The sequence below is a fragment of the Sorangium sp. So ce124 genome, assembly GCF_051525235.1.
Taxonomy (GTDB): Bacteria; Myxococcota_A; Polyangia; order Polyangiales; family Polyangiaceae; genus Sorangium; species Sorangium atrum.
Genome location: NZ_CP150312.1, coordinates 145,716 through 167,581 on the forward strand (window position 1 = coordinate 145,716; position 21,866 = coordinate 167,581).

Annotated in this window: 13 protein-coding genes; 7 read left to right on the top strand and 6 right to left on the bottom strand. The window is 72.3% G+C overall.

All coding sequences use genetic code 11. The features are described 5' to 3' along the window. Window positions 1–27 precede the first annotated feature (27 nt). The 6 genes from WMF19_RS00570 to WMF19_RS00595 all read right to left on the bottom strand — a co-directional run bounded on the left by WMF19_RS00570 (window position 28) and on the right by WMF19_RS00595 (window position 10,721). A complete protein-coding gene (locus WMF19_RS00570) occupies window positions 28–2,040 on the bottom strand; it encodes a pentapeptide repeat-containing protein (protein ID WP_437897275.1) in 2,013 nt (670 codons plus the stop codon). Further along, window positions 2,037–4,379: a DUF2169 family type VI secretion system accessory protein gene (locus WMF19_RS00575; protein WP_437897276.1), complete on the bottom strand. Its 2,343-nt coding sequence runs from the start codon at window positions 4,377–4,379 to the stop codon at window positions 2,037–2,039. The genes WMF19_RS00570 and WMF19_RS00575 overlap by 4 nt, the downstream gene beginning before the upstream one ends. A 52-nt stretch (window positions 4,380–4,431) precedes the next feature. After that, on the bottom strand, window positions 4,432–7,110 hold the full coding sequence (locus WMF19_RS00580) for a type VI secretion system Vgr family protein (RefSeq protein WP_437897277.1): 2,679 nt from the start codon (window positions 7,108–7,110) through the stop codon (window positions 4,432–4,434). Then, window positions 7,107–8,567 (bottom strand): type VI secretion system Vgr family protein, encoded by a 1,461-nt coding sequence (locus WMF19_RS00585; protein ID WP_437897279.1) that lies wholly within the window; start codon window positions 8,565–8,567, stop codon window positions 7,107–7,109. The genes WMF19_RS00580 and WMF19_RS00585 overlap by 4 nt, the downstream gene beginning before the upstream one ends. A 159-nt stretch (window positions 8,568–8,726) precedes the next feature. Further along, on the bottom strand, window positions 8,727–10,406 hold the full coding sequence (locus WMF19_RS00590) for a DUF2169 family type VI secretion system accessory protein (RefSeq protein ID WP_437897280.1): 1,680 nt from the start codon (window positions 10,404–10,406) through the stop codon (window positions 8,727–8,729). Window positions 10,407–10,478: 72 nt separating this feature from the next. Further along, a complete protein-coding gene (locus WMF19_RS00595) occupies window positions 10,479–10,721 on the bottom strand; it encodes a type II toxin-antitoxin system VapC family toxin (RefSeq protein ID WP_437897281.1) in 243 nt (80 codons plus the stop codon). A 355-nt stretch (window positions 10,722–11,076) separates the two neighbouring features. On the opposite strand from WMF19_RS00595, the gene WMF19_RS00600 reads away from it, so the two are divergent. The 7 genes from WMF19_RS00600 to WMF19_RS00630 all read left to right on the top strand — a co-directional run bounded on the left by WMF19_RS00600 (window position 11,077) and on the right by WMF19_RS00630 (window position 21,861). Further along, window positions 11,077–11,655: a Uma2 family endonuclease gene (locus WMF19_RS00600; protein WP_272097172.1), complete on the top strand. Its 579-nt coding sequence runs from the start codon at window positions 11,077–11,079 to the stop codon at window positions 11,653–11,655. 186 nt (window positions 11,656–11,841) lie between these two features. Next, window positions 11,842–14,823, top strand: coding sequence for a DUF6531 domain-containing protein (locus WMF19_RS00605; RefSeq protein WP_437897282.1), 2,982 nt, complete (start codon window positions 11,842–11,844; stop codon window positions 14,821–14,823). After that, window positions 14,708–15,994: an RHS repeat-associated core domain-containing protein gene (locus WMF19_RS00610; RefSeq protein WP_437901776.1), complete on the top strand. Its 1,287-nt coding sequence runs from the start codon at window positions 14,708–14,710 to the stop codon at window positions 15,992–15,994. The genes WMF19_RS00605 and WMF19_RS00610 overlap by 116 nt, the downstream gene beginning before the upstream one ends. 230 nt (window positions 15,995–16,224) lie before the next feature. Next, window positions 16,225–17,193: a hypothetical protein gene (locus WMF19_RS00615; protein WP_437897283.1), complete on the top strand. Its 969-nt coding sequence runs from the start codon at window positions 16,225–16,227 to the stop codon at window positions 17,191–17,193. Between the two features lie 157 nt (window positions 17,194–17,350). Further along, window positions 17,351–18,625, top strand: coding sequence for a hypothetical protein (locus WMF19_RS00620; protein WP_437901777.1), 1,275 nt, complete (start codon window positions 17,351–17,353; stop codon window positions 18,623–18,625). A gap of 102 nt (window positions 18,626–18,727) precedes the next feature. Beyond that, the gene (locus tag WMF19_RS00625; protein ID WP_437897285.1) at window positions 18,728–20,023 is read left to right on the top strand and encodes a hypothetical protein; all 1,296 of its coding nucleotides are present in this window, start codon (window positions 18,728–18,730) and stop codon (window positions 20,021–20,023) included. A 176-nt stretch (window positions 20,024–20,199) separates the two neighbouring features. Continuing rightward, window positions 20,200–21,861, top strand: coding sequence for an amidase (locus tag WMF19_RS00630; protein WP_437897286.1), 1,662 nt, complete (start codon window positions 20,200–20,202; stop codon window positions 21,859–21,861). Window positions 21,862–21,866 lie beyond the last annotated feature (5 nt).

Consider the following 21,866-nt stretch of genomic DNA (forward strand, 5'->3'; position numbering starts at 1 on the left):
CGTGGCTTCGCGGCCGTCGTCGGCCGTTCATAACAGCGTGGGCGGGCGCCAGTCCTCGGCGCGGGCACGCTCCGGATCGGTCTCGCGGGCGCCCTCGCGCTTCGCGCCGTCCCAGCGCGCGCGCGCCGTGGCCGCCCGGTGCAGGTTCATCCCGCGGCAATCGGCGCCCGACAGATCGGCGCCCGACAGGTCGGCGTGCGACAGGTCCGCGCCGACGAGCGAGGCGCCCTCGAGCCGCGCGCCGCTCAGATCCGCCTTGCGCGCCATCGCCTCGTCGAGCCGCGCGCCGCCGAGATCGGCGCGGGCGAGCGCGGCGCCGTCGAGGCACGCCCGGGAGAGATCGGCGCCGGCGAGCCGCGCGCCTCGGAGATTGGCGCCGGTCAGGTTCGCGACCCCGAGGCGCGCCGAGGCGAGCGAGGCGCCGCCCAGCTCGGCGCCGGCCAGGCTCGCTTGCGCCAGATCGGCCCCGTCCAGCCGCGCGTCCCGGAGGTCCGCGCGCGACAGGTCGCAGTCGCGGAGCTCCGCGCCCGAGAGATCCATCCCGCCGAGCTTCGCCCCGACGAGCGAGCTCCTCGCGAGCCGCGCGCCGGCGAGCCGCGCGCCCCGGAGATCGAGCCCGACCAGCGAGGTCCCCTCGAGCGAGGCCCCTCCGAAATCCGCGCCGGAGAGGGCGGCGCCGGTGAGCTGCGCGCGCTTCAGCGTGGCGCCGTGCAGGCGCGCGCCGGCCAGGTTCGCGCCGCGGAGGCGCACGCCCGCGATGCGCGCCTCGGAGAGATCGGCGCCCGCGAGGTCGGCGTCCGAGAGATCGACGCCGGTGAGCTCGGCCCGGGCGAGGCGGGCGCCCGGGAGGCGCGCGCGGCGCAGATCCGCGCCGTCGAGCGTGGTGTCCTGGAGCGACGCCTCGGCGAGATCGGCGCCCGTGAGCTCGGTCCCGCGCAGCACGGCGGCCGCGAGCAGCGCGCCGCGCAGGCGGGCGCCGCGCAGCCGCGCGCCCGACAGATCGCAGCCCGACAGGTTGGCGCCGGTGAGGTCGGCCCCCTCGAGGCCGGCGCCGTCGAGCCGGGCGCCGTCGAGGTTCGCGCGCTCGAGCACGGCGCCCTCGAGGTCGGCCCCGCTCAGCGTGGCGCCGGCGAGGCGCGCGCCGCGCAGCGACGCGCCGCGCAGCGATGCGCCGCCGAGCGCCGCGGACGGGAGCTGCGCGCCGTCGAGCGCGGCCGCGTCGAGCTTGCAGCCGCGCAGGTCGAAGCCGGACAGGTCCGCGCCGGTGAGGTTCGCGCCCGTGAGGTCGCCGCCGGCGAGGTCGCGCGGGAGCGCCACGCCGCGGAGGTCCTGGTTCGGAACGCGGAGCCCGCGGACGAGGCGCGCGCGCGACAGGTCGAGCGCGCCGAGCTCGACGCCGATGAGCGTCACGGCGGCGAGCTCGGCGTCGATGAAGCTCGCGCCCGCGAGCGCGCAGCGGTCGAGCTCGACCTCGCCGAGCGTCGCGCCGTCGAGGCGCGCGCCGTCGAGGGCGCACTCCGCGAGCGCGGCGCCGGTCAGCGTCGCGGCCGAGAGATCGGCGCCGGCGAGGTCCACGCCCTCGAGCCGCGCGCCCGACAGATCGGCCCCACGGAGCGACGCGCCGGCGAGCGACGTGGCCCCGGCGGCGTACCCCGCGTACCCGGCGGCGCGCAGCGCCTCGACGGACTCGGCGCCGAGGTCGCGATCGGCCTCGAGCGGCAGCGTCGCGGCCGCGGCGTCGCGGGTGAGCCGCACGTGGCGCGCGAGCACCGCGCGCTCGAGGCGCGCGCCCGACAGATCGGCCCCGCGGAGCGTGACGGCCAGGAAGACGGCGCCGGCGAGCCGCGCGCCCGCGAGCCGCGCGTCGCTCAGGTCGACGCCGTTGAAGAGCACGCCCGAGAGATCGCGGCCCGCGAGGTCGACGCCGCGCAGGTCGAGGCCCAGGATCATCGGCGGATCGAGCGGTCCGGCGTCGAGGCGCGCGAGGAGATCGTCCCTGTCCCGCGCGAAGCCCGCGGAGGTGGCGGCGGCGCCGGTCACGTCGCGCCTCGATCGCTGGTGAGCAGGGTGGACGCGAGCTGCGCGCCCGTGAGATCGGCGCCCTCGAGCCGCGCCTGCCACAGGGCGGCCTCGTACAAACCTGCGCCGCGCAGGTCGGCGTCGCGCAGGTCGGCGCCCTCGAGGCGAGCCCCGTGCAGGTTCGACCGCTCGAGGCGGGCGCCGCCCAGCCGCGCCCGCGTCAGGTCGGCGCCCGCCAGGTCGGCGCCGCGCAGGTCGGCGCCGCCGAGCTCGGCCCGGCCGAGATCCGCGCGGCGCAGGCTCGACAGCGCGAGGTCGGCGCCCGTGAGATCGGCGTGCATCCAGCGCGAGCCATCGGCGCGGGCGCCGCGCGCCTGGGCGCGCGGCAGGCGGGTGTGCTCCGAGGCGCGCAGCCCGCGCAGGTCGGCGCCGCGCAGGTCGACCGCCTCGCCGTGCGCCCCCTCGATGCTCGCGTCCTCGAGCGCCGCGCCGGCGAAGGACGCGCGGTCGAGCGCCGCGCGCGCGAGGCGGGCGCTGGCGAGCTGCGCGCCGTCGAGCCGCGTCCCGGTGAGGTCGGCCTCGAGGAACGAGGCGCCGGCCGCGGCCGCGCCGGTCAGGATGGCCCCGCGCATCGCCGCGCGGTCGAGGCGCGCCTTGCCGAGCGCCGCGCCGGTCAGGTCGGCGCCCGCGAGGTCGGCGCCGGAGAGATCGGCGTCGTTCAGCCTGGCCGCCGGGAGCCACGCGCCCGCCATCCTGGCGCGAGCGAGCGTCGCGCCCTCGAGGTCGGCCCCGGCGAGGCGGGCGCCGGTCAGGTCGGCGCCGACGAGCAGCGCGCGCGCGAAGCTCGCCTCGCTGAGGTCGAGCCCCGACAGGTCGAGCCCCGAGAGATCGGCGCCCGCCATGCTCTCGCGGATCGACAGGCAGAGCTCCACGCGCTCGCGCGTCCACGGCGCCGCGCGCTCCGTGGCTGCCCGGTCCCGCGCCTCGTCCTCGCGGTCCAGCGCGTCGAGCTGCGCCGGGTCGTGCCCCCCGGCCTCGAGCGCCTTCTTCATCTGCTCGCGGCTCTTCCGCTGGATCTCGTCGAGCTGCGCCGGATCCCCGCCGAGCTTACCCAGCCACGCCTCGAGCTCCGCGTCGGCGCCGGGCGTGCCGAGCGAGGCCACGAGCGCCGCGGGGGCGCCGCCCCGCTCGAGCGTCGCGCGGATCTGCGCGAGGAGCTCGGCGTCGTCGAGGCCGGCCAGGGGAGACGCTCCGCGGTTGTCGTTGCCGGGGGGCGCCCCTGCGGCGGGCGCCTCTGCCACGGCAGGGCGCGCCTCCATCAGCGCGAGCGCGAGCTGCTCGCGGTAGCGCGCGGCCGCGACGCGGCCCTCGCCGAGCGGCTCGCTCGCGAGGAGCACGTGCCGCACCTCGGGGTGGTCCTCGGCGGAGACGGGCGCGTGGCCGCGCCACACGAGGATGAGCGCCTCGGCCTCCATGTCGACCCGGACCGTGTCGAGGTGCATCTGCACCTCGCGGAAGCGCTCCGCGCCGCCCGCGAGCTCGTCGAGGAAGCAGCGGATCCGGACGCCGGGGAGCCGCGCGCGGTAGTCGCGCCGCGCGCGGTGCAGGTTGTGGCAGACGATCTCCTCGTCGCCGCGCGGGTACTCGGCCTGGAGCGCCGGCACGGCCGCGTTGAAGTGGCTCCAGTCGAAATCGTCGGGGAAGAACGGCCAGCGCTGCTTCAGCCAGCGCTCGTCGTAGGTGCCGAGCTTGCTCGCGCGCAGCGCCCAGGCGGCGGCGAGCGGCCCGAAGCCCGCGGGCGGCGGCCGCGCCGCGGGCGAGTCGACCAACGCGCGCGGATCCTCGATGTTCGGCAGCGGCCGCCGCCGCAGATCGCGCTCGCCCGGGTCGAAGACGCCGCGCCCCGCCGGGTTGGCCGCGAAGTCCGGGCCCCCGAAGGCGCGGTCATAACCGAGCGGCATCTCGACGAACGGCTGCGGGTCGGTGCGCTTGCCGGCGGCCGGATCGGTCCAGTACCGGTCGCCGGTCACCTGCAGCGCGAGCGACGTCCTGCCGACGGCGAAGCTCACCGGCAGGGAGCTGACGGGCCGGCCGCCGGGCGCGTGGGCCTTGCCGCGCAGCAGGAGATCCGCCTTCGGCTTGAAGGGGGCGAAGTCGGACGCGCGGAGGAGCGCCCCGCGCGGATCGTCGCCCTCGTGCGCGTCGCCGAGCGGCGGCTCCGGGGCGCCGGCGGGGATCGCCGGCTCGCCGGGCACGAGGCGGTAGGTGCCCTTCGCGATCAGGCACAGGGCCCATTGCGGGGGCCGGATCTGCCACGAGACCGCGGCGAACGTGGTGGGCGTGGGGTTGATGATCTTCATGGCAGCTCTCGACCCGCGCAGGCCGCTCGACCGCTCGCCGAGCGGGCTCCTCCTAGAGCATGTGGAACTGGGCGCCCTGGATGACGGCTCCCCCGGCGTCGACCTGGACCTGGTGGCCGCCGAACCTCAGGACGGAGGACGCGGCTGTGCTGCTCAGCTCCAGCTTGGCGGTCCCTGTTCCGGCGATCACGCTCGTCGCGTCGATCCTGAGGCTGCTGGGACCGCAGGCGAGCTCGATCGCGGCGGGCTCGATCTTGATGTACGCGCCGGCCAGCCCGCCGCAGCGCAGCAGGAGCTGGGTCGGCTCGATGATCAGCTCGGCGTCGTTCAGCGGGCTCGCGTGGGCGAGCTTGTGGACCAGGTACGTTCCGACGAGCGCCCCGAGCGTCGCGATGCCCCACGTCGCGCCCGTGAGCCCGCTGCCCTTCTCGAGATCGTCCTTGCCCGCGGAGGCGCCGAGCGGGCCCGCCACCGCGCCCAGGGCGCCCGCGGCCACGGCGGCTGCCCACGGCTTCGCGGCTTCGACCGTCGGGGCGTCGGTGCTCCGCACGCGCAGGTGCACCTTGGAGCGCGCCTTGATGTCCTGTTCGTCGGCCGTGGTGAGCTTCTTCGTGCTGCCGAACTCGAGCACCGGGCCGTACGCGATATTGCAGCTCATCCCGGCCGTGATCCCCGTATTGAGCCCGAGGAAGACGTTGCCGTTCACGCCCGCCGCGATGCTGTAGTTCCCGCCGAGGCTCGCCCCGAAGTTGATTCCGGTGAAGAAGTTCGAGTTGTCGCCGTACGTGAGGTTGACCGTCGAGACGTGGCTGCGCGTCGTCTTCCGCCAGCCCTGCCAGTCCTTGCTGAACGTCATCGAGTAGAAGTCCACGTCGAAGATGCCGAGCGTCCGGTTCGGGATGACGAGCCGGTAGTTCCCGAGAACGACGTCGGTGCGGTTGCCCGTGGTGACCGACTGGTAGTCCCCCTGGGTCACGACCGTGCGGTTGCCGTCCGTGTGATCGTAGACCCCGTCGCTCGCTGCCCAGCCGAAGTGCGCCGCTTTCCCCTTGTCATTGGCGTCCGAGCTCGTGTCGTAGCCATCGTCGAGGCTCGACCACGTCCAGCCGCTGCTGCCGAACCCCCCCGTAGGATCCAGCCGCGCGGACTCGGTGAACGTGCCGGCTGCCGTGGTCGCCCGCTCGCCGTAGCGCAGGTAGCTGTACTTGCCGTCGCTGTGGGGGACCGCGATGCGGATCCAGTCCTCCGCGCTGCTCGCGGTGGTCGTCATGTCGTCCTGGCCGAGCTGCTGCTCCGTCGGCAGCGCGCCCTCGGCGCCGGCGCGCGTCGCGGGCCCGCCGCGCGCGCGCCCGAAGCCGCCTCCCATCTCGACCATGGCCCCGTTCGGCATCCGGATGCGGCCGCGCCCCTCGTCGGCGCTCGTGACCACGTGGCTCTTCGCGTTGGGCACGACGCCGGTGATCACCGGCCGCTCGGGATCCCCGCCGACGCCGGTCCACAGCACCTCGGCGCCCTTGCGCAACGTGAAGTGCATGCCCTCATCGGCCCCGCCGTAGGGCGTCGCCAGGCGCATCGGCACCGAGCCCTGCGCCTCGGCCGCGCCGCTCAGATCGAACGGCATCACCACGCGGTAGCGCCCCTCGGCGTCGACCGCGGCGACGCCCTCGGGGCCGCGCGCGTCGACGTGGGCGACCATCGCGCCCTCGAGGCGCGGCCTCGGCGTGGCGCGCGGCGGGCGGTAGCGCGTCGAGGCCGGGATGGCCTCGAACTGGCAAGCATAGCGCGGCTCGTCGACCGCCCCGGCGCTGTGCACGGCGCGCGTCACCAGGTAATCGCGGTTCCAGTCGGCCCGGAAATGGCCGGAGAGCCCGAGGCGCTCGCCCGCGGCGAGCGGCGCGCCGATCGCGCCGTCGTACACGGTCGCCCGGCAGCGCAGCTCCTCGGCGCGCACGGCGGCGAGCGCGGCGCCCTCCTCGGGCGCCGCGAACGAGCCGCCCTCGTCGACGAGCAGCCCGAAGCCGCGCGCGTCGACTTCGGCCTCGGCCTCCAGCGGCACCTCGGGCGTGCGCTCGTTGTAGTCGAGCAGCACGAGCGCGCGCGGCGATATCCGGCGCCGGCAGCGCAGCGCGCGCACCCCTCCGGCCTCCCCCATCGCGGCCTCGACCGCGCCCCGGAAGCCGTCAGGGTGGTCGCAGAGGACGAGCCGCTCCGCCCCCCCGCGTGGCTCGATGAAGTAGCTGACGCCCGCCTGCTCCAGCTGCCGCGACACGAAGTCGAGCGCGCTCTCCTGGTACTGCACGGCGTGCTCGCGCGGCGGATACGCCCGCTCGAGCCGCCGCTCCACCTCGATCCCGAGGCCGCTCCCGGCGATTACCGCCTCCACCAGGTCCGGCACGCTGAGCCGCTGGTAGACGCGCGTCTGCCGCGCGAGGCCGAGCAGGGCGAGGCGCGGCACGAGCACGACCCGGTAGGCGTACCGATCGCCGCCGAGCGCGCCGCCCTGCTCCACCTCCGCCACGACCCCCGGGACCGCGCGGCCGGCGAGCTCGAGCTCCCCGGCCGCGCCGACGAGGTCGTCGAGCGGCAGCGCGGGATCGGGCGACGCGAGATCGATCTCGAAGCGGTACGGGCGCGACAGCGCCTCCTCGCCGCGCAGCCCCAGCACCGCGAACGCCCCGGCCGGGGCGGCCTCGGAGCGGAAGTGGATCCCGACCGTCGTGGGCTTCGTCATCGCTTCTCCGAGATCTCGAGCATGGCGCCGGACGCCGTGGTGATGCGGCTCTGGTTGGCGTTGCGGGCCGTCACGGGCGACGGCGCGAGCGGGTTGAACATGGCCCCGACGATCACCGGGCGATCCGGATCGCCGTTGGCGAACGCCACGAGGACCTCGGTGCCGGGGCGCAGCGGGAAGTGCATCCCGTGGCCCACGCCGCTGAAGGGCTGCGCCATCCGGACAGGGCGCGAGGCCTTCTGCTCGCCCGGCTCCGCCGTGTCGAAGTGGAGCTGGACCGTGTAGCGCCCCTCGGCGTCGAGCAGGGCGACGCCGTTCGTCTTTCCCCCGGGCCCCGGCTGCACGATCCCCGTGACCACGCCGGAGATGCGCGGCCTCGGCGTCCGGCGCGGCGGCCGGTAGGCGACGCGCGCCGGGATCGCGCGGAATGCGTTCCTGTAAAACGGGCTCTGCTCGCCGGCGTCCTTGAACGCGGGGAGCCTCGCCTCGTGCTCCACCTCGACGAGCAGCAGCTCCTCGCGCTCCGGGAAGCGCGGGTGTTCGATCAGGGTCACGCGCCGCCCGGCGGACAGCGCCGCGCGGCTGGCCTTGCCCTCGTACACTCGCTGCCGCGACAGCCGCTCGTCCGCCCGGATCTGCGCCAGCTTCGCGGCCTCCTCGGGCGTCTTGACGTGGGTGCCGTACTCGACAACGCCGCCGCCGTCGCCCGATCCCAGGCTGGCGTAGGCCGTCAGGTCGAGCTGCGGTGCGCGGTAGTTGTAGTCCTGCACCACGTAGCTGGTGGGCACCAGGTCGGTCGTCACCTCGAGGGCGAAGATGTCCGTGGCCTCGCCGCGGGCGCGGAAGGGCACCGTCTCCGCGCCCGCGGCGTGGCGGAAGCCGGACGGGTGATCGGTGAAGACCAGCCTGTCGCGGCCGCCCTCGTGCTCGAAGAAGAAGCTGATGCCGACGTGCTCGGCCAGGCGGCTGATGAACGCGAGATCGCTCTCGCCGTACTGCACGACGAACTCGCGCTCGGGGTAGGTCTCGAGCAGCCGCAGCTCGACGTCCTCGGAGCCCAGGCCGTGCCGCTCGAGCTTGCTCCGGAGGATGTCCGGAACGCTGCGATCCAGGTAAATCTCCTGCGTCTCGACAAGGGTGAGCCGGAACGCGCGCGGCACGAGGCGCAGGCGGCAGGTGGCGCGCTCCGCCAGCGGCTCGAGGCGGTCCCGGATCGGGCCGAGCATGCCCGAGACGCGGCGGATCTCCTCGCCGTCGGCCTCGAAGACCAGGCTGATCTCGGCGCCGGGCGCGGCGTCGGCCGGGAGCTCGCGGCCCTGTTCGATGACGACCTCGAGGTCGAACGAGAAGAGCTGCGAGATCGCCTCTCGCCCGGAGAGCTCGCGGACCTTCACGTGGTCCCACGGCCCTCGCTCCGACTCGATGCGAACGTCCAACGTCCCGGAGGCTTCCTTCATCGCTCGTTCTCCGATTCCTCCGCGGCTTTCCCTGGAGCACCGGAAAGGTGGAGGAGCCGCGTGGGCTTGCGCGCCGCGGGGGCGCAGGGGTGGCCGCGCGAGGGCAGCTGACACGCTGCGCCGGGGCTCGCCCTTCGGGGTTTCACGGGCATCGGAGCGTCAGCCTCGCCCCTTGCCGGCGCCGTACAGGAGCGCCCGCACATTGAGCTTCGCCGGGCGCTTCGGCGCTCCGGCGGGCGGCGGCTCCGGGGGCGGCGGTTCGGGGGGCGGTGTCGCCCAGGCGAAGGCGCCCCCCGCGGCCGCGGGGCTCGCCGGGTCCGGCGTGGGGACCGCGGGCGCGGCCGCGCTGGCGGCGGGAGCGCTCGGCTCGGCCGGCGGCGCGCGTGGCGGCTCGGTCGGCGGCGCGCGTGGCGGCTCGGCCGGCGGCGCGCGTGGCGGCTCGGCCGTGAAGGGAGTCGCCGGCTGGCGCGCCGCATGGCTGTCGACGTCCTTCGGCATCTGCATCGTCCCCGACCTGGCGAGCGGAGCCTCGGGTGGCGATGGTGCAGGCCGTTTCGGCGGCGACGGCGAGGCGCCTTGGCTGCCGACATCCTTCGGCATCTGCATCGTCCCCGACCTGGCGAGCGGAGCCTCGGGTGGCGATGGCGCAGGCCGTTTCGGCGGCGACGGCGAGGCGCCTGCGGGGGCCGGACGAAACGGCAGCGTCCCCGGGACCGCGAGCGCCCTGTTCGGCGCGATGTCCAGCGTCCCGCTGGGGCTCATGCTCGCCGCGGCGGACAGCGCGACGGTCGACTCGAGGGAGGCGTCGTCCTCGTCGCCCGCCGCGCCCGCGCGGGGCGCCGTCGCTCCGGCCCTGCTGATCGCGGCGCCCGGAGCGGGCCACGCGATCGGCTCGCCCGGGAGCTCGACGCCGGCGAAGATGCGCATGCGCGGGAGCACGTCCTCCGAGGGCACGGGGAAGCTGCTGCGCCACGTCACCGTGCAGCGCTGCTCGTCGCCGTCGATGCGCAGCACGTCGGCGCTCAGCGGGAGCTCCTGGTGCTCGGCGAGGCCGACGTCCGCGAGGCCGTGGATGCGCGCGAAGCCGCGCGCGCCGGGCAGGCGCATGCGCATGCGCGGCGCGCTCGGGTGCAGGCCGTCCATCACGATCCACTCGTCGCCGCGCAGGAAGTGCGTGCGCTGATCCGGCGGCGCCGCCTGGAAGTAATCCCAACTGAGCTCGTCCGGGATCTCGGCGATGCCGCGCTCCAGCAGGGCGCGCGGGGTCGCCCCGAGGAGCCGCCGGCGGGCGGGGCTGACCTTCGAGATCGGGCCGAAGCCAGCCACGCGCCTCGCGTCGGCCGGATCGAGGATGTTCGGCTCACCCGAGCCCTGCGGATGGCCCTCCCCGAAGGGGTTGTCCGGGAAGCCGATCCCGCCAAAAGCATGCTCGTAATCGATGGGGAGCCGCACGAAGCCGCCCCGCTTACGGACCATCAGCGTCTTGTCCAGCAGCGTCCAGCTGCTCGAGAAGAGTCCCAGCCGGACATGCGCCGCCTCGACGGGGCGGCCGTGCGGCGCATGCGCATGGCCCGTGAAGAGCACGTCGGCCTTGAGCAGGCGAGGAACCAGATCGGTCGTGAACCGGATGCTCCGCGAGGGCAGCCCGCGGTGATGGACCTCCTCCCGGATGATCTCCTGCGGCGCGATGCGCTGCATCATCGTGTCGCTGGCGAACCCGAAGGTGGCTTTCACCATCGCGGTCACCCAGAGCTTGCCCTTGAACCTCCATGCCATGGCGGCGGCGGTCGCAGCGCCGACCGGCATCGCGCTCACATGCGGAGGGCTGCTCGTCGCCATGGATCCACCAGCGATGAGACCCGCCCTCCGACGCTGCTGTCAAGCCATTGTGGCCGTCACGCGGTGCAGCGATCACCGGTTCAATCGGCAAGAGGATCGCGCCGCTCCGCTTCTGGCGAGCGCGTCCTCGAGCGATCTCTGCGCGGGCCGATCGAGATCGACCCTCCCTTTTTCGGTGAGCATTGCAATCTCCCAGCAGCTCATGGCCGAGACGCCAAGCCTATCCGCGCCATCGACGGCCACGGCTGCCTGCTCGGAGAGGCGATCTGGGGACGCGACGAGCCAGAACCAGGCGTGCGTCTCCAGCACGATCACGGCTTGAAGCTCTCCTCGTCGCGCGGCCGCGCATCGGCATTCTCTGCGGGAGATTCGATGTCATCGACGTACCGAGCGGAGCCTGCGAGCTGTTGAACCAGGTGCTGCGGGCGGTCGCGATGGTGAGCCTACTGCGCGGCGCGCGCTCCACCGCCGGCACCGCGAGCGCCTGCCTGGGACCGGCCAGGCCGGCGGTTTCCGGGAAATGTCGCCGCTCCGTGGGGCTCGTGAGCTGTTCGGGTCGGCCGCGATCGAGGGCGCCGGAGACGCCGCCTTGCGGCGCCGGACGCGGAGGCCGCGCCCGAGCGCCCGCCACCCGCGGCGAACGCCGTGCGCTGTGCCATACTGCGCGGCCATGGTGGCCCCGGCACATCGCATCCACTACACGTACGCCGAGTACCTGACTCTCGAGGCGTCCAGCAACGTCAAGCACGAGTACCTGGACGGCCAGATCTACGCGATGGCGGGAGGTACGCCCGAGCATGCCGCGCTCGCTGCGGCGGTCATCGGCCTCCTCTTCCCCGAGCTTCGCAGAGGTCGATGCCGTGCTTACGACGCCGATCTTCGCGTGCGTGTTCCGTCGACAGGCCTCGCCACCTACCCCGACGTCACGGTCGTGTGTGGGCCGATCGAGCGCGACGCCCAGGACGAGCAAGCCGTGACGAACCCCACGCTCATCGTCGAGGTGCTGAGCCGCAGCACCGAGGAGTACGACCGAGGCGACAAGTTCGAGCATTACAAGAGCCTCGCCTCATTGCGCCAGTACGTCCTGGTGTCGCACCGGGAGCGCAGCGTGGAGGTGTGGACTCGCGACGTCGACGGCGACTTCACGTCTGCCATCGCGCGGGATGGCGATGTCGCGCACCTCGCGTCGATCGGCGCCCGGCTCGACGTCCGCGAGCTGTACGAGGCTGCGGCCGAGCCGGGGGCCTGAGAGGGCGCAGACGCGAAGCGCTGCATTCGGCGAGAGTTGCCCGGGGCTCATCGAGGCACATTGTACACCAGCATGCATGGGCTGGAAGCTGCGCGTACGTCCGGTCACCGCGCGCTGCACCATCCCAGCACATTTCTGCGTGGCAGCGGGTATTGACTCCGTGGCTCGTTGGGCGACCATCGCATCATGGCGCGCACAGCTCCGGTTCCGAACATCCCCGCGATCCCTGGGATGAACCCTGGTGTCTTCATCCTCGGCGGCGACGCCGGTGGCAGTGGCAGCGGCGGGCGGGGCGGCAACGGCGCCGGCGGCGATCAGGGCGCGGGCGGCAAGAACGGCGGCAACGGCGCCCAGGGCGGCGGCCGCAACGCCGGCAGCTGCGGTCAGGGGAGCGGCGGCGGCTGCCCCAACCCGACGCACGGGGGCGGTGGAGGAACGCATGCTGGGCACCCCATCGATCCGGTCACGGGCCGCGTCTACACGCTCGCCGTCACCGACATGGCGCTGCCGGGAGCGTTCCCGCTCGTGATCGAGCGCGCCTATAATTCTGCGCAGCGCGACCTCGACTACGGCCTTGGCTACGGCTGGAACCATTCGCTCGGCTGGCGCGTCATCGAGCTCCGCCGCCGCAGGGTACGCGTCGTCACCGAGACGGCGCTCGCGTGCGAGGGCCGCTGTCCCGACGAGGGAGAGACCGTGAAGCTCCCCGTCGGCTTGCTGACGCGCACCCGCGACGGCTATCTCCTCGAGGCGGACGACGGGATCACGCGGGTCTTCGAGGACGTCTTTGCCACCGACAACGAGTTCCGCCTCAGCGCGCTCCTCGATCATAACGGCAACCAGGCCCGGCTCTTCTACGAAAACGGCACCGGTCCGCTCCAGTTCGTGAACGACAGCGTGGGCCGTCTGCTCCGCGTGCGGCGGCACCGCGACGGCCGCATCGCCGCGTTCGAGGTGAAGAACGCGTCATCGAGAGGCGCCTGGACGTCTTTCCGCACGTACGAATACGACGATCGCGGAGATCTCGTGGTCGCGCGCGACGCCCTGGGGCACGCGATGACCTTCGCGTACGACGTGGACCATCGGCTCGTGCTGGAGCGCTGGCCCACGGGCCTCGAGGTGCGCTACCGCTACGATGACCGCGGTCGCTGCGTGGAGACGTGGTGCAACGACCCCAATGAACGCGCGCTCCTGGCCGAGGGCGTGCCCGAGCTGCTCGCGGATGGCAGTCGCGCGAAGGGGTTCCTGCACGCGAAGGTCGAGTACTGCGGGGACGAGAACAACGTCATCACCTCGCGCGCCCTGCGGAGGATCGGGGTCAATGCCTTCGGCAAGGCGGGCCGGATCGTGTGGGCGGGGCAGGTGCACGAGAATGTGTTCGACGATGCAGGCGAGCTCGCGGGGTATCGCGATGGCCTCGGGCGCATATGGCGGATGGGCGAGGCCGGCGGCGCGTACCGTGTGGTCGACCCGCTCGCTCAGGTGACGGAGTACCGCTATGACGATCGCGGCAATGTCGTGACCACGCGCGGCCCTGACGGCCTGGAGACGCAGCACGCGCGCGATCCTGACGGAAACCTGATCTACCTCTCCGACGCGATGGGGCTCGTCGCGAGCTTCCGCTACGACGAGCGCGGCTGCCTTGTCCACGCCGAGACAGCCGACGGCGGCAAGACGGCGATGACGTACGACGCGCTCTGCAACCGCATCGGGATCGTCGAGCCGGACGGCGGCGCGCGGGCGCTCCGCTACGATTTCCTCGGGCGACTCGTGGAGATGCGGGACGAGAAGGGCGGGGTTCACCGCTGGATCTACGACGCGATGGGGCGCGTGGTCGAGCACCGCTCGCCGCTGGGCGCTCGCACGATCACGAGCTACGACGAGGCCGGCCGCTTCGCCGGCGAGCGAGACGCGGATGGCCGCTGGTTCCGGCTGATCTACGCGGGCCTCCGCGAGGTGATCGCGGTCGAGCGGAGCGACGGCACGCGCGTCTCGTACGCCTACGATCGAGAGCTCGACATGGTACGCATCGTCAACGAGGAGGGCGACGTGCACACCATCGAGCGGGACCTCGAAGGGCGGATCCTCTCGGAGCGCACCTTCGACGGTCGCTGGATGCGGTACAGGAACGATCAGGCTGGGCGGCTGTCGAGGATCACCTTCGACGACGGCGAATTCGTCGAGCTCGCCTACGACGAGCTCGATCGGCTGATCGCGCGCACCTTCTCGGACGACACATCCCACAAGCTGGAGTACGACGAGCGCGGCCGCCTCCTGAGCTTCGAGACGGAGGCCGTCAGCACGCGCTACACGTACGACGCACGAGGGCGTTGCACCCGCGAGGACACGGAGCGGAAGGACGATCCGTCGTCCGCGACATCGCTCCGGCACGTCTACGACGCCGGCCTGCATCGCACGAAGGTGGAAGTGCTCGGCGCTTTCTCGATCGCCGCGCCGCGCGACGCCGTCGGGCGATGCGCCGCGCTCGTCTTCATCGGATGTCTCGGGCGCCCGGGGTGCGGACGCGCCGATCGCGACGTTCGCGTACGACCCGACGGACGGCGAGACGGGGCGCTTCTTTGCCGGCGGTGGCCGTATCGAGCTCACGAGGGACGCGCACGGCAACGTCCTCCGCTCGGCGGTCTTCGGCGGTGGCACCGCTGTCATCCGCCCGGGCGAGCCCATGTGGGTCGGCGGCCTGGGCGGCCCGGAGACCCTGCGGTTCGACTACCGATGGTCGCCTGCCGACGAGCTCCAGGTGCTCGCCGATCGCGATCGCGGGGCGCAGTCCTTCCTGTACGACGCGCGTGGCCGGATCGCGCAGAAGCGGCACGATGGACGGGCCAGGACCGAGGATTACGCGCTCTCGCCGCGAGGCGACGTGCGCTGGATCGACGGCCGCGCGCAGTCCCACCTCGGCGGCGGCCGCCTCGTGACCACGAACGGCGCGGCCCTGACGTACGACGCACGCGGCCGGCTGTCGAAGAAGGTCGAGGGCACCGCGGTGACCACCTACGCGTGGAGCGTGCTCGGGTTGCTCTCGGGCATGACGCTGCCCGACGGCACACGGCTGGAGTTCGTCTACGACGGGTTCGCGCGGCGCATCGAGAAGCGCGTGCTGCGTCGGGACGCGGCGATCGTGCGGCACCGCTATCGCTGGGATGGTGAGGACCTCCTGGAGGAGACGGTCGAGCGCGGGTCGAGCGCCACAGGCGCATTCGCGCCGTTCACGTTGATGGAGCGCCGTCGCTACGCGTACTCGCCGGGCTCGCCGGCGCCGGTCGCGCAGGCGATCGACACCGAGGCGGGCCCGGGCGCCTGGAAGTACGTCGTGCACCGGGACGGGGCGCCTGTGCCGCTCGGGCTCGTCAATGGCGACGGAAGCGTCGACCAGGTCTTCGAGACCGACGCGTACGGTCGGGTGATCGCGGGCGACGCGGTTGCCACGCTGGTCCGGTTCCCGGGGCACTGGTACGAGCCGGAGACGGGGCTCCACTACAACCGGTGGCGGTACTTCGATCCGGCGAGCGCGACGTACCTGAGCCCGGAGCCGCTGGGGCTAGAAGGGGGGCTCGAAGCGTACGGGTATGTGAGCGGGAGGCCGCTCGCGTTGGTCGACCTTGATGGGTTGATGCGCTCGACGGTGACATCTCGTCGAGGAGCCGGTCCCACGCAAATTGGGTATTCGGCGCGAGACCCGAGAACACCGCTGACGGAGCCTGGCAGTGATGAACCATATCAGCGGCAGCTTCACCCCGCCGTCGCGGCCGCGCTTCCAGTGCGCAATGCCATGCCGAGAGCAGCCGGCGGCTGCTCCGAGCCGGATGCCGTGAGCCGCTACCTTCAGGACTACGAGAGGCGGAATGGAGTCTTGTGTGATCCTGGTACTCCGCAGGGGCAGCGGCATCTGCGGCGTGCTCTTCGTCGGATGAGCAGCATCGGGAGCAACGACAGCGACCCTAACCAGACGGCTTGTGCGCCATGTCCTAACTGCTCGCAGATGCTTGCGCGTCTCCACGCTATGGCGGGCGTGGGGCAGCCTCCACCTGTCGTCCCAGCGTCCCCGCCGCCTCAGCGAAACGCACCTCCAGGCACCCCACTGCCGCCCCCGACGGCAGCCCGCGCGGCGCTCGCCAACACACAGCTCCGTAACGACATCAACTCGGGGAACCTGGCCGATGCGAATCGCGCAAACAACTCGAGATACGCGGAGGTGTTGGAACAGCAAGTGGCCGCTGGACAGATGTCTCGGGCCGAGCGGGACCGACGCGTGAGGCGGGTCAGCAGCATGACCCCGGGCACGTATGACTATGTGAATGGCCAATGGCAACAGCTATGACCTCACCGCAGAAGATTCAGACGCTTGATTTTCCTGCGCTCCCTGGCGTTCCACCCAGGGACCACGAGCGGCTCCGTTCGCGCTTCGCGTGCTGGGAGGACTGCTACCTTGCCTGCACGGGCGCCCCCACCGTCGCTCGCGATGAGATCCTCGGCGCCGTCCGCGCGCGCGGTGGTGATGTGCCACCTGTTCCGGAGACGTGTGGTTCATTCAGGTGGTATGAGGGATCCGTGATGGTCATCGAGAGCCGGGACACGTGGTGCCTTTACGCGCGAAGCGCCGAGCACCTGATCCCCTGGATCCAGGCCTTCGGTGAGCGGCGGCCACGCAAGCCGATCTGGTTCCCTGCCTACTCGGCCGTGCTCGCTGAGGGCGAACCAGTGGAAGGCGAGGGGCTATCGTTCGACGACCGGGAGCCGGGCGTCGAGGGATCCTTTCTGGTGCGCAATGGCAGCGCGGCCGTTCGCTATCGCCTCCCTGGCGGAGGGGTATCGATGGGGCTCGGGAAACGAGCGATCGTACGCTTGCATACTCCGTGGCAATCATCGTTTAACGACGTGACCACGGCCCCACGGTTCGTGGTCGTCAACAACGACGGCATCCCCTTTTTTCTCGCATGGTTCCACGCACAGGGAGCATCGTCCCGCCTTGGCGATGCCGTCTCGGAAGCGCTCGGCCTCGCGCACGGCGTCCGGCGGTTCGATCGAACCGCCATGTGCGGTCCTGTGCTCTGCCACGCCGAGTTCTTCGCGGGCGCGGCTTCCGCGCAGGCGTTTGAATCGCCGCTCCTCGTCCCCGGCGACGCCTGGCTCCCGCCCGGTGAGCCATCGCGGTTGCTGGTCGGCTACTGGGACATCGGGACGTCGGATGCGTTTGTCTACCTCGGTGAGGACCGCCGCATCCACCGGTACGCCTTCGAGGAGGGCCTGTGGTCCATCTCGGCATCGAGCTACGCCGCCTACGTCGAGCGAATCCTTCGCTTCGACGCGAGGGTGGCAGCCACGCGCGAGTCGGATCTCCCGATGAACGAGCTCTGCGAGCGGCTGGGGCTCGTGATCGACCCGATTGGAACGGACGACTGCGCCTCCTTGGCGATCTCTGCCGATCTCGTAGCATTCCAGCGCTCCGGTGAGCGAGCGCTGTTGAAGTGCTTCTCCCCACAAGCCGAGGCACGGGTGTGCGAGACCCTCGCGGGGTAGGTCCTCCGTTGCGGCGGTCTCCGCTCCCTTTGGCGGCACGGCAGAGCATGCACCCGGTCGGCGGGCGTGCGTACGCCTGGCCCGACCAGGAGCGCCGAGCGAGCCACCCGCCGATCCCCCGCCATCACTCGTCGGGGTCGTGGAGGCCACGCGTGTGATGTTCACGGAACGCGACGATCTGCCGAGCGCCCCGGGGCTCGAGAATCTGGGGCCGCTGGGCTCACTCGCCCTGTACGACGGGGCTGTGGTGCGGGTGCCACTCTCTGGGAACCGGTTCGAGCCGCGACCTCCGGTGCCTGTCGACGATCCGGCCATCCTCCGCGAGGCAGCGCGGCTGGTCTCCGAGGGGCTCGTGCTCCGCGAGCGCCACAACCACGGGGCACAGGGAGCGCTCATGACCGCGTGGGTCGAAGGCGCGCTGGGGCCGCCGTGCGCAGTTCGCTCGATCGGGCGTTCAGAGCAATTGCTCTGGTTCGAAGGAGCGATCGTGCTGCTGCTGTGCGACGCCCTGACGGTGGCGTGCGCCACCAGCGAGCGGCTTAGAGCTTTGCTCGCACATCCCCTGCCGCGTGGCCTCTCGCCCGCGCCGGCGAGGTATTCGTACGGCTCAATCGCCTGCGTTCCGCCGCAGGGACCGCTGCTCGGGTCGGTGGACCCTATGGACAGATACTTCCCAGAGGCGTTCGAGCTGTACGAGACGGCGACCGGTTGCTGGATTCGTGGGGTGCTCGACGGCTCTTTCGAGACGCAGCTCCACATGACGGCCGGCGGGAGCATCGCCACGGTTCCGCGTCATCCCGATCGACTCGCGGGCGCCAGCTCATTCGGAGAGTGGCAGCCTGGTCTGCAGAATCGTGATGGTCTGCGCGCCCAGCTCGAGCGATACCGGGCATCGACTGCGTCTACCAATACTGTTTTCGCTTTGGACGAGCTCGTGGGGGGGGGCTTCCGCGGGCAGCGGGGAATTTCACTCGTTGCCCCATGGGCGGCGGGCGCGATCCGGGAACGGACGGCACCTGGCATCTGGTCTGAACCAGTCCATCCTTACAACGGCGCCTGGTTCATCGGTTGGATTGAGAGCACGTCGGTGCGCACGAGCCTGTACGTCGACGAGACGGGCGGCGTGTGGGCCTCGTGGCAGGAGCCGGACGACGACGACGTGCAATTGCGCCTGGTGGGCACGAGTGTCGAGCGCTGGTTCGAACGCCAAGTCTACCTTCTCGAGAACGGCTACGCATCCGAGGCCACTTGCCGTTCGGAGGAGGTGCTGCCCCCCGGACTCAGTCTCCGCGGAGATCTCTCTGACGCTGCAGCGCAGGTCTTCGTCGACGGGGATGCCGTCTGGCTCGTCGAGGAGTGCGGCATTCAGCGAATGTCCCGCCGCGTGTGCAGCGTGTCGGACGTGCTGGCGATCGCAGATCGCTTCAGGTAGAGATGGCTCGGATGCAGAGATTGAGCGCCGCACCAATCGCGTGGCCGGAATGACGCCGGGCGTCTTCGGAGGTACCGGCCTGAACAACGACTGGGGGTCGACGTGAAGCCTCGATTCAGCCATTTCCTCCTCGGAACGATCGAGATGGGCATGTTCAGCCCTCAGCTCCGATCCATCTGCGGAACCAAACAGCTCACGGCGTCCGTTTCCCAGCTGAACGAGGTGGCGGAGCGGCTCGAACGGTGGCGTTCGCCGAAGTTCGAGCTGCGCGTGCGTGTCGATCTCGGTAACTTCTACGCCGAGACGGGACGGGTCACCGCGCTCGACAAGACCAACGCTCTCGTCAAGGGAGTTGCTCGCCGGGTCGCCCAGGCGAGTCGTTCGTCTCGCCTGCACGGCTTCGTGTGGCATGTCTGTGACGGGGTGCTCGCCCTGCGCGACGACGTGTTCTTGCGGGTGCTGGGCCCCACGGCGGCGAGCCTTTTGCCGTGGCTCGAAGAGTGCGCGGCCCTGCGGTTGCAGTGCGTTTTTCCGGTGGTGCGAGCGGTGGGGGAAGCACCTCGTGCGCCCGAATCTGGCTGGATCGAGTTTCGTGACAATTATGTTGATTCGATGGCGCGTGCGGCTCTGAACAACGACGCCGTGCACCTCGATCTTCCGCTCGGAGAGGCGAACCATCGGTTTCGGCAGAGCGTGGTCGGGTTTCTCTGCGCAACCGTAGATCCAGCGTCGAGGACGCTTCCGTCGTCACCCCGCGTGAGAGAGGCGGCATCGCGTCGGCTGTGCCGGCTGCACGATCCCGGCGACCCCGCGCGGCTCGCCTCGTGGGTGCTGGAGAACGGCGGCAGCGAGGCGCTCGCCAGAGCGGCAGAAGACGCCGAGAGCTCGTTTGGCGGCCTGCGCAGCGTCGATCGGATCCAGCGCTTCGGCGGGATCCTGATGCTCGAGCGAGCCCTCGCCGAGGGGAGCGTCGCGGAGTGGCCTATTCAGCAGACGCCCGGCGGCCCTGCGATTCTCCTGAGTCAGGATGACCTCGACAACCAGGATACGCTCGCTTGTATGACGGAGGACGGCAGTATGTGGGCATATGATTTCAGCTGGGGCGAGTGGGAGCGCACGAGCGACTCCGTGAGCACGTTCATCTCTCGCATTGCGCTGTGGGGACACCCGAAAGAAGTGCCGACCCATATCGCGCTGTCACCGCTTGGCCGCGAGCTCTCCCGAGCGCTCGGCCTGAGCGAGGTCGAAGAGGCTAGCGACTCCATCGGCACGTTCTACGCGGGCGACGCGGCGCTGGTGTTCGAGCGGAGGCTTTCCGTGGGGCGCGCCGTGACGCGCATGCGCGAGCTGCATCCCGAGTCGGTGCGTGTCTGGGACGACCTCACCTCGTCTACCTGAGCTCCAGGTCGCGGCGGCCGACGTCCCATGCCATCCCACGCGCGTGGATCGACGAGGAACGACGAGCGATCCCGCCGTCGACGACACGCAGCCACGGCGTGATCTCACGGAGCACCCTGGCCATGCTCCGACCATGAGCCGCCGCCCCGCCCAGCCGGTCGAGTAAGCTGCGGCGCATGAAGGTCCCCCGACTCACCGGCCGCGCGCTCACCGCGGCGCGCCTCGCCGCCGAGGCGCCCGGATCCTCCGCCGCGCTCCGGGAAGTGATGAAGCGCAGCCTGGGCATCGATCGCCTCGCCTCGCTTCCGGACGCCTTCCGCGACGACGCTCCCGCCGAGGCGCGCCCCCTCCAGGCCGCGCCGCCGCGGCGCTGGGAGGACGCCGACCTCGGCGCGCCCCCTGTCCGCGACTGGCCCCGGCCCTCGCTCGCCTACGCGGCGGCCTACCGCAAGGGCGCCACCACCCCGCTCCGCGTCGCCGAGCGCGCGCTCTCGGCGCTCGAGGCCCTCGCCGCCGAGCGCCCGTGCATGAACATCGCCGTCGCCACCTCGCGCGAGGCGACGCTCAGGGACGCCGACGCGTCGACCGCCCGCCACGCCGAGGGGCGGCCGCGCGGCCCGCTCGACGGCGTGCCCCTGCTCGTCAAGGACGAGTTCGACGTCGAGGGCCTCCCGACGACGCTCGGCTCGCCCTGCGGCCCGCAGACGCCCGCGCCGCGCGACGCCGCCGTGGTCGCCCGGCTCCGGCAGGCGGGCGCCGTGTTCCTCTGCAAGACCGTGCTCACCGAGTGGGGCATGTCGCCCATCGGCAACAGCATCCACCAGCGCATGCCCCACAACCCGCACCACAAGGAGCGCGCCGCGGGCGGCTCCTCCACCGGCTCCGCCGTCGGCGTGGCGCTCGGGCTCGCGCCGCTCGCGGCCAGCGGCGACGGCGGCGGATCCATCCGGGCGCCGGCCGCGCTGAACGGCGTCTTCGGCCTCAAGCCGACCTTCGGCCGCGTCAGCCGCGCCGGCGACGGCTTCAAGGGCTCGGTCGCCCACGCCGGCCCGATCGCCAGCAGCACGGCCGATCTCGCGCGCTTCCTCGACGCCGTCGCGAGCGAGCCCGACCCCGACGACGACCTCACCGCGTGGGCGCCCCCGCCGCCCCCCGGAGGCTTCGGCGCGCGCCTCGGCGCCGGCGTGCGCGGCCTGCGCATCGGCGTCGACGAGGCGGAGTGGCGCGACGCCTCCACCCCGGTCGCGAGCGTGTGCCGGGGGGCGCTGCGCGCGCTCGAGCGCGAGGGAGCGACCCTCGTGGACGTGAAGATCCCCCTCGCGAGGCACGCGGCCTCCATCGGCTACCTCGTCATCGGCCCCGAGTCGCTCGCGGCGAACCAGCGCGCCTGGAGGGAGCAGCGCGACCTCATCAGCGAGGACCTGCGCGTCACCTTCAGCCTCCTCTCGGGCGTCACCGCGCTCGAGCAGATCGACGCCGCGCGGCTCCGCGCGGGCATGCGGCGCGAGGTGGCGCGCGCCCTCGCCGGCGTCGACGTCCTCGCGCTCCCGACGACGGCGATCACCGCGCCCCCCTACGCCCAGGCCGAGGAAGGCCGCGCCTTCCTGGATCCCATGGCCCTCGACGGCATGTGCCGCTTCGCCTTCCTCGGCAACCTCACCGGCCTCCCCGCCGGCACGGCGCCCGTCGGCGTCGACGCCGAGCGCCTGCCCATCGGCCTGCAGATCCTCGGCGACGCGTGGGACGAGGCGGCCGTACTCGCCGTCCTCGCCCACCTCGAGAGGTCGGAGCTCGCGCGCGCGCGGCGCCCCCCGGGAGCGATCGATCTGCTCGGGTAGCCTGA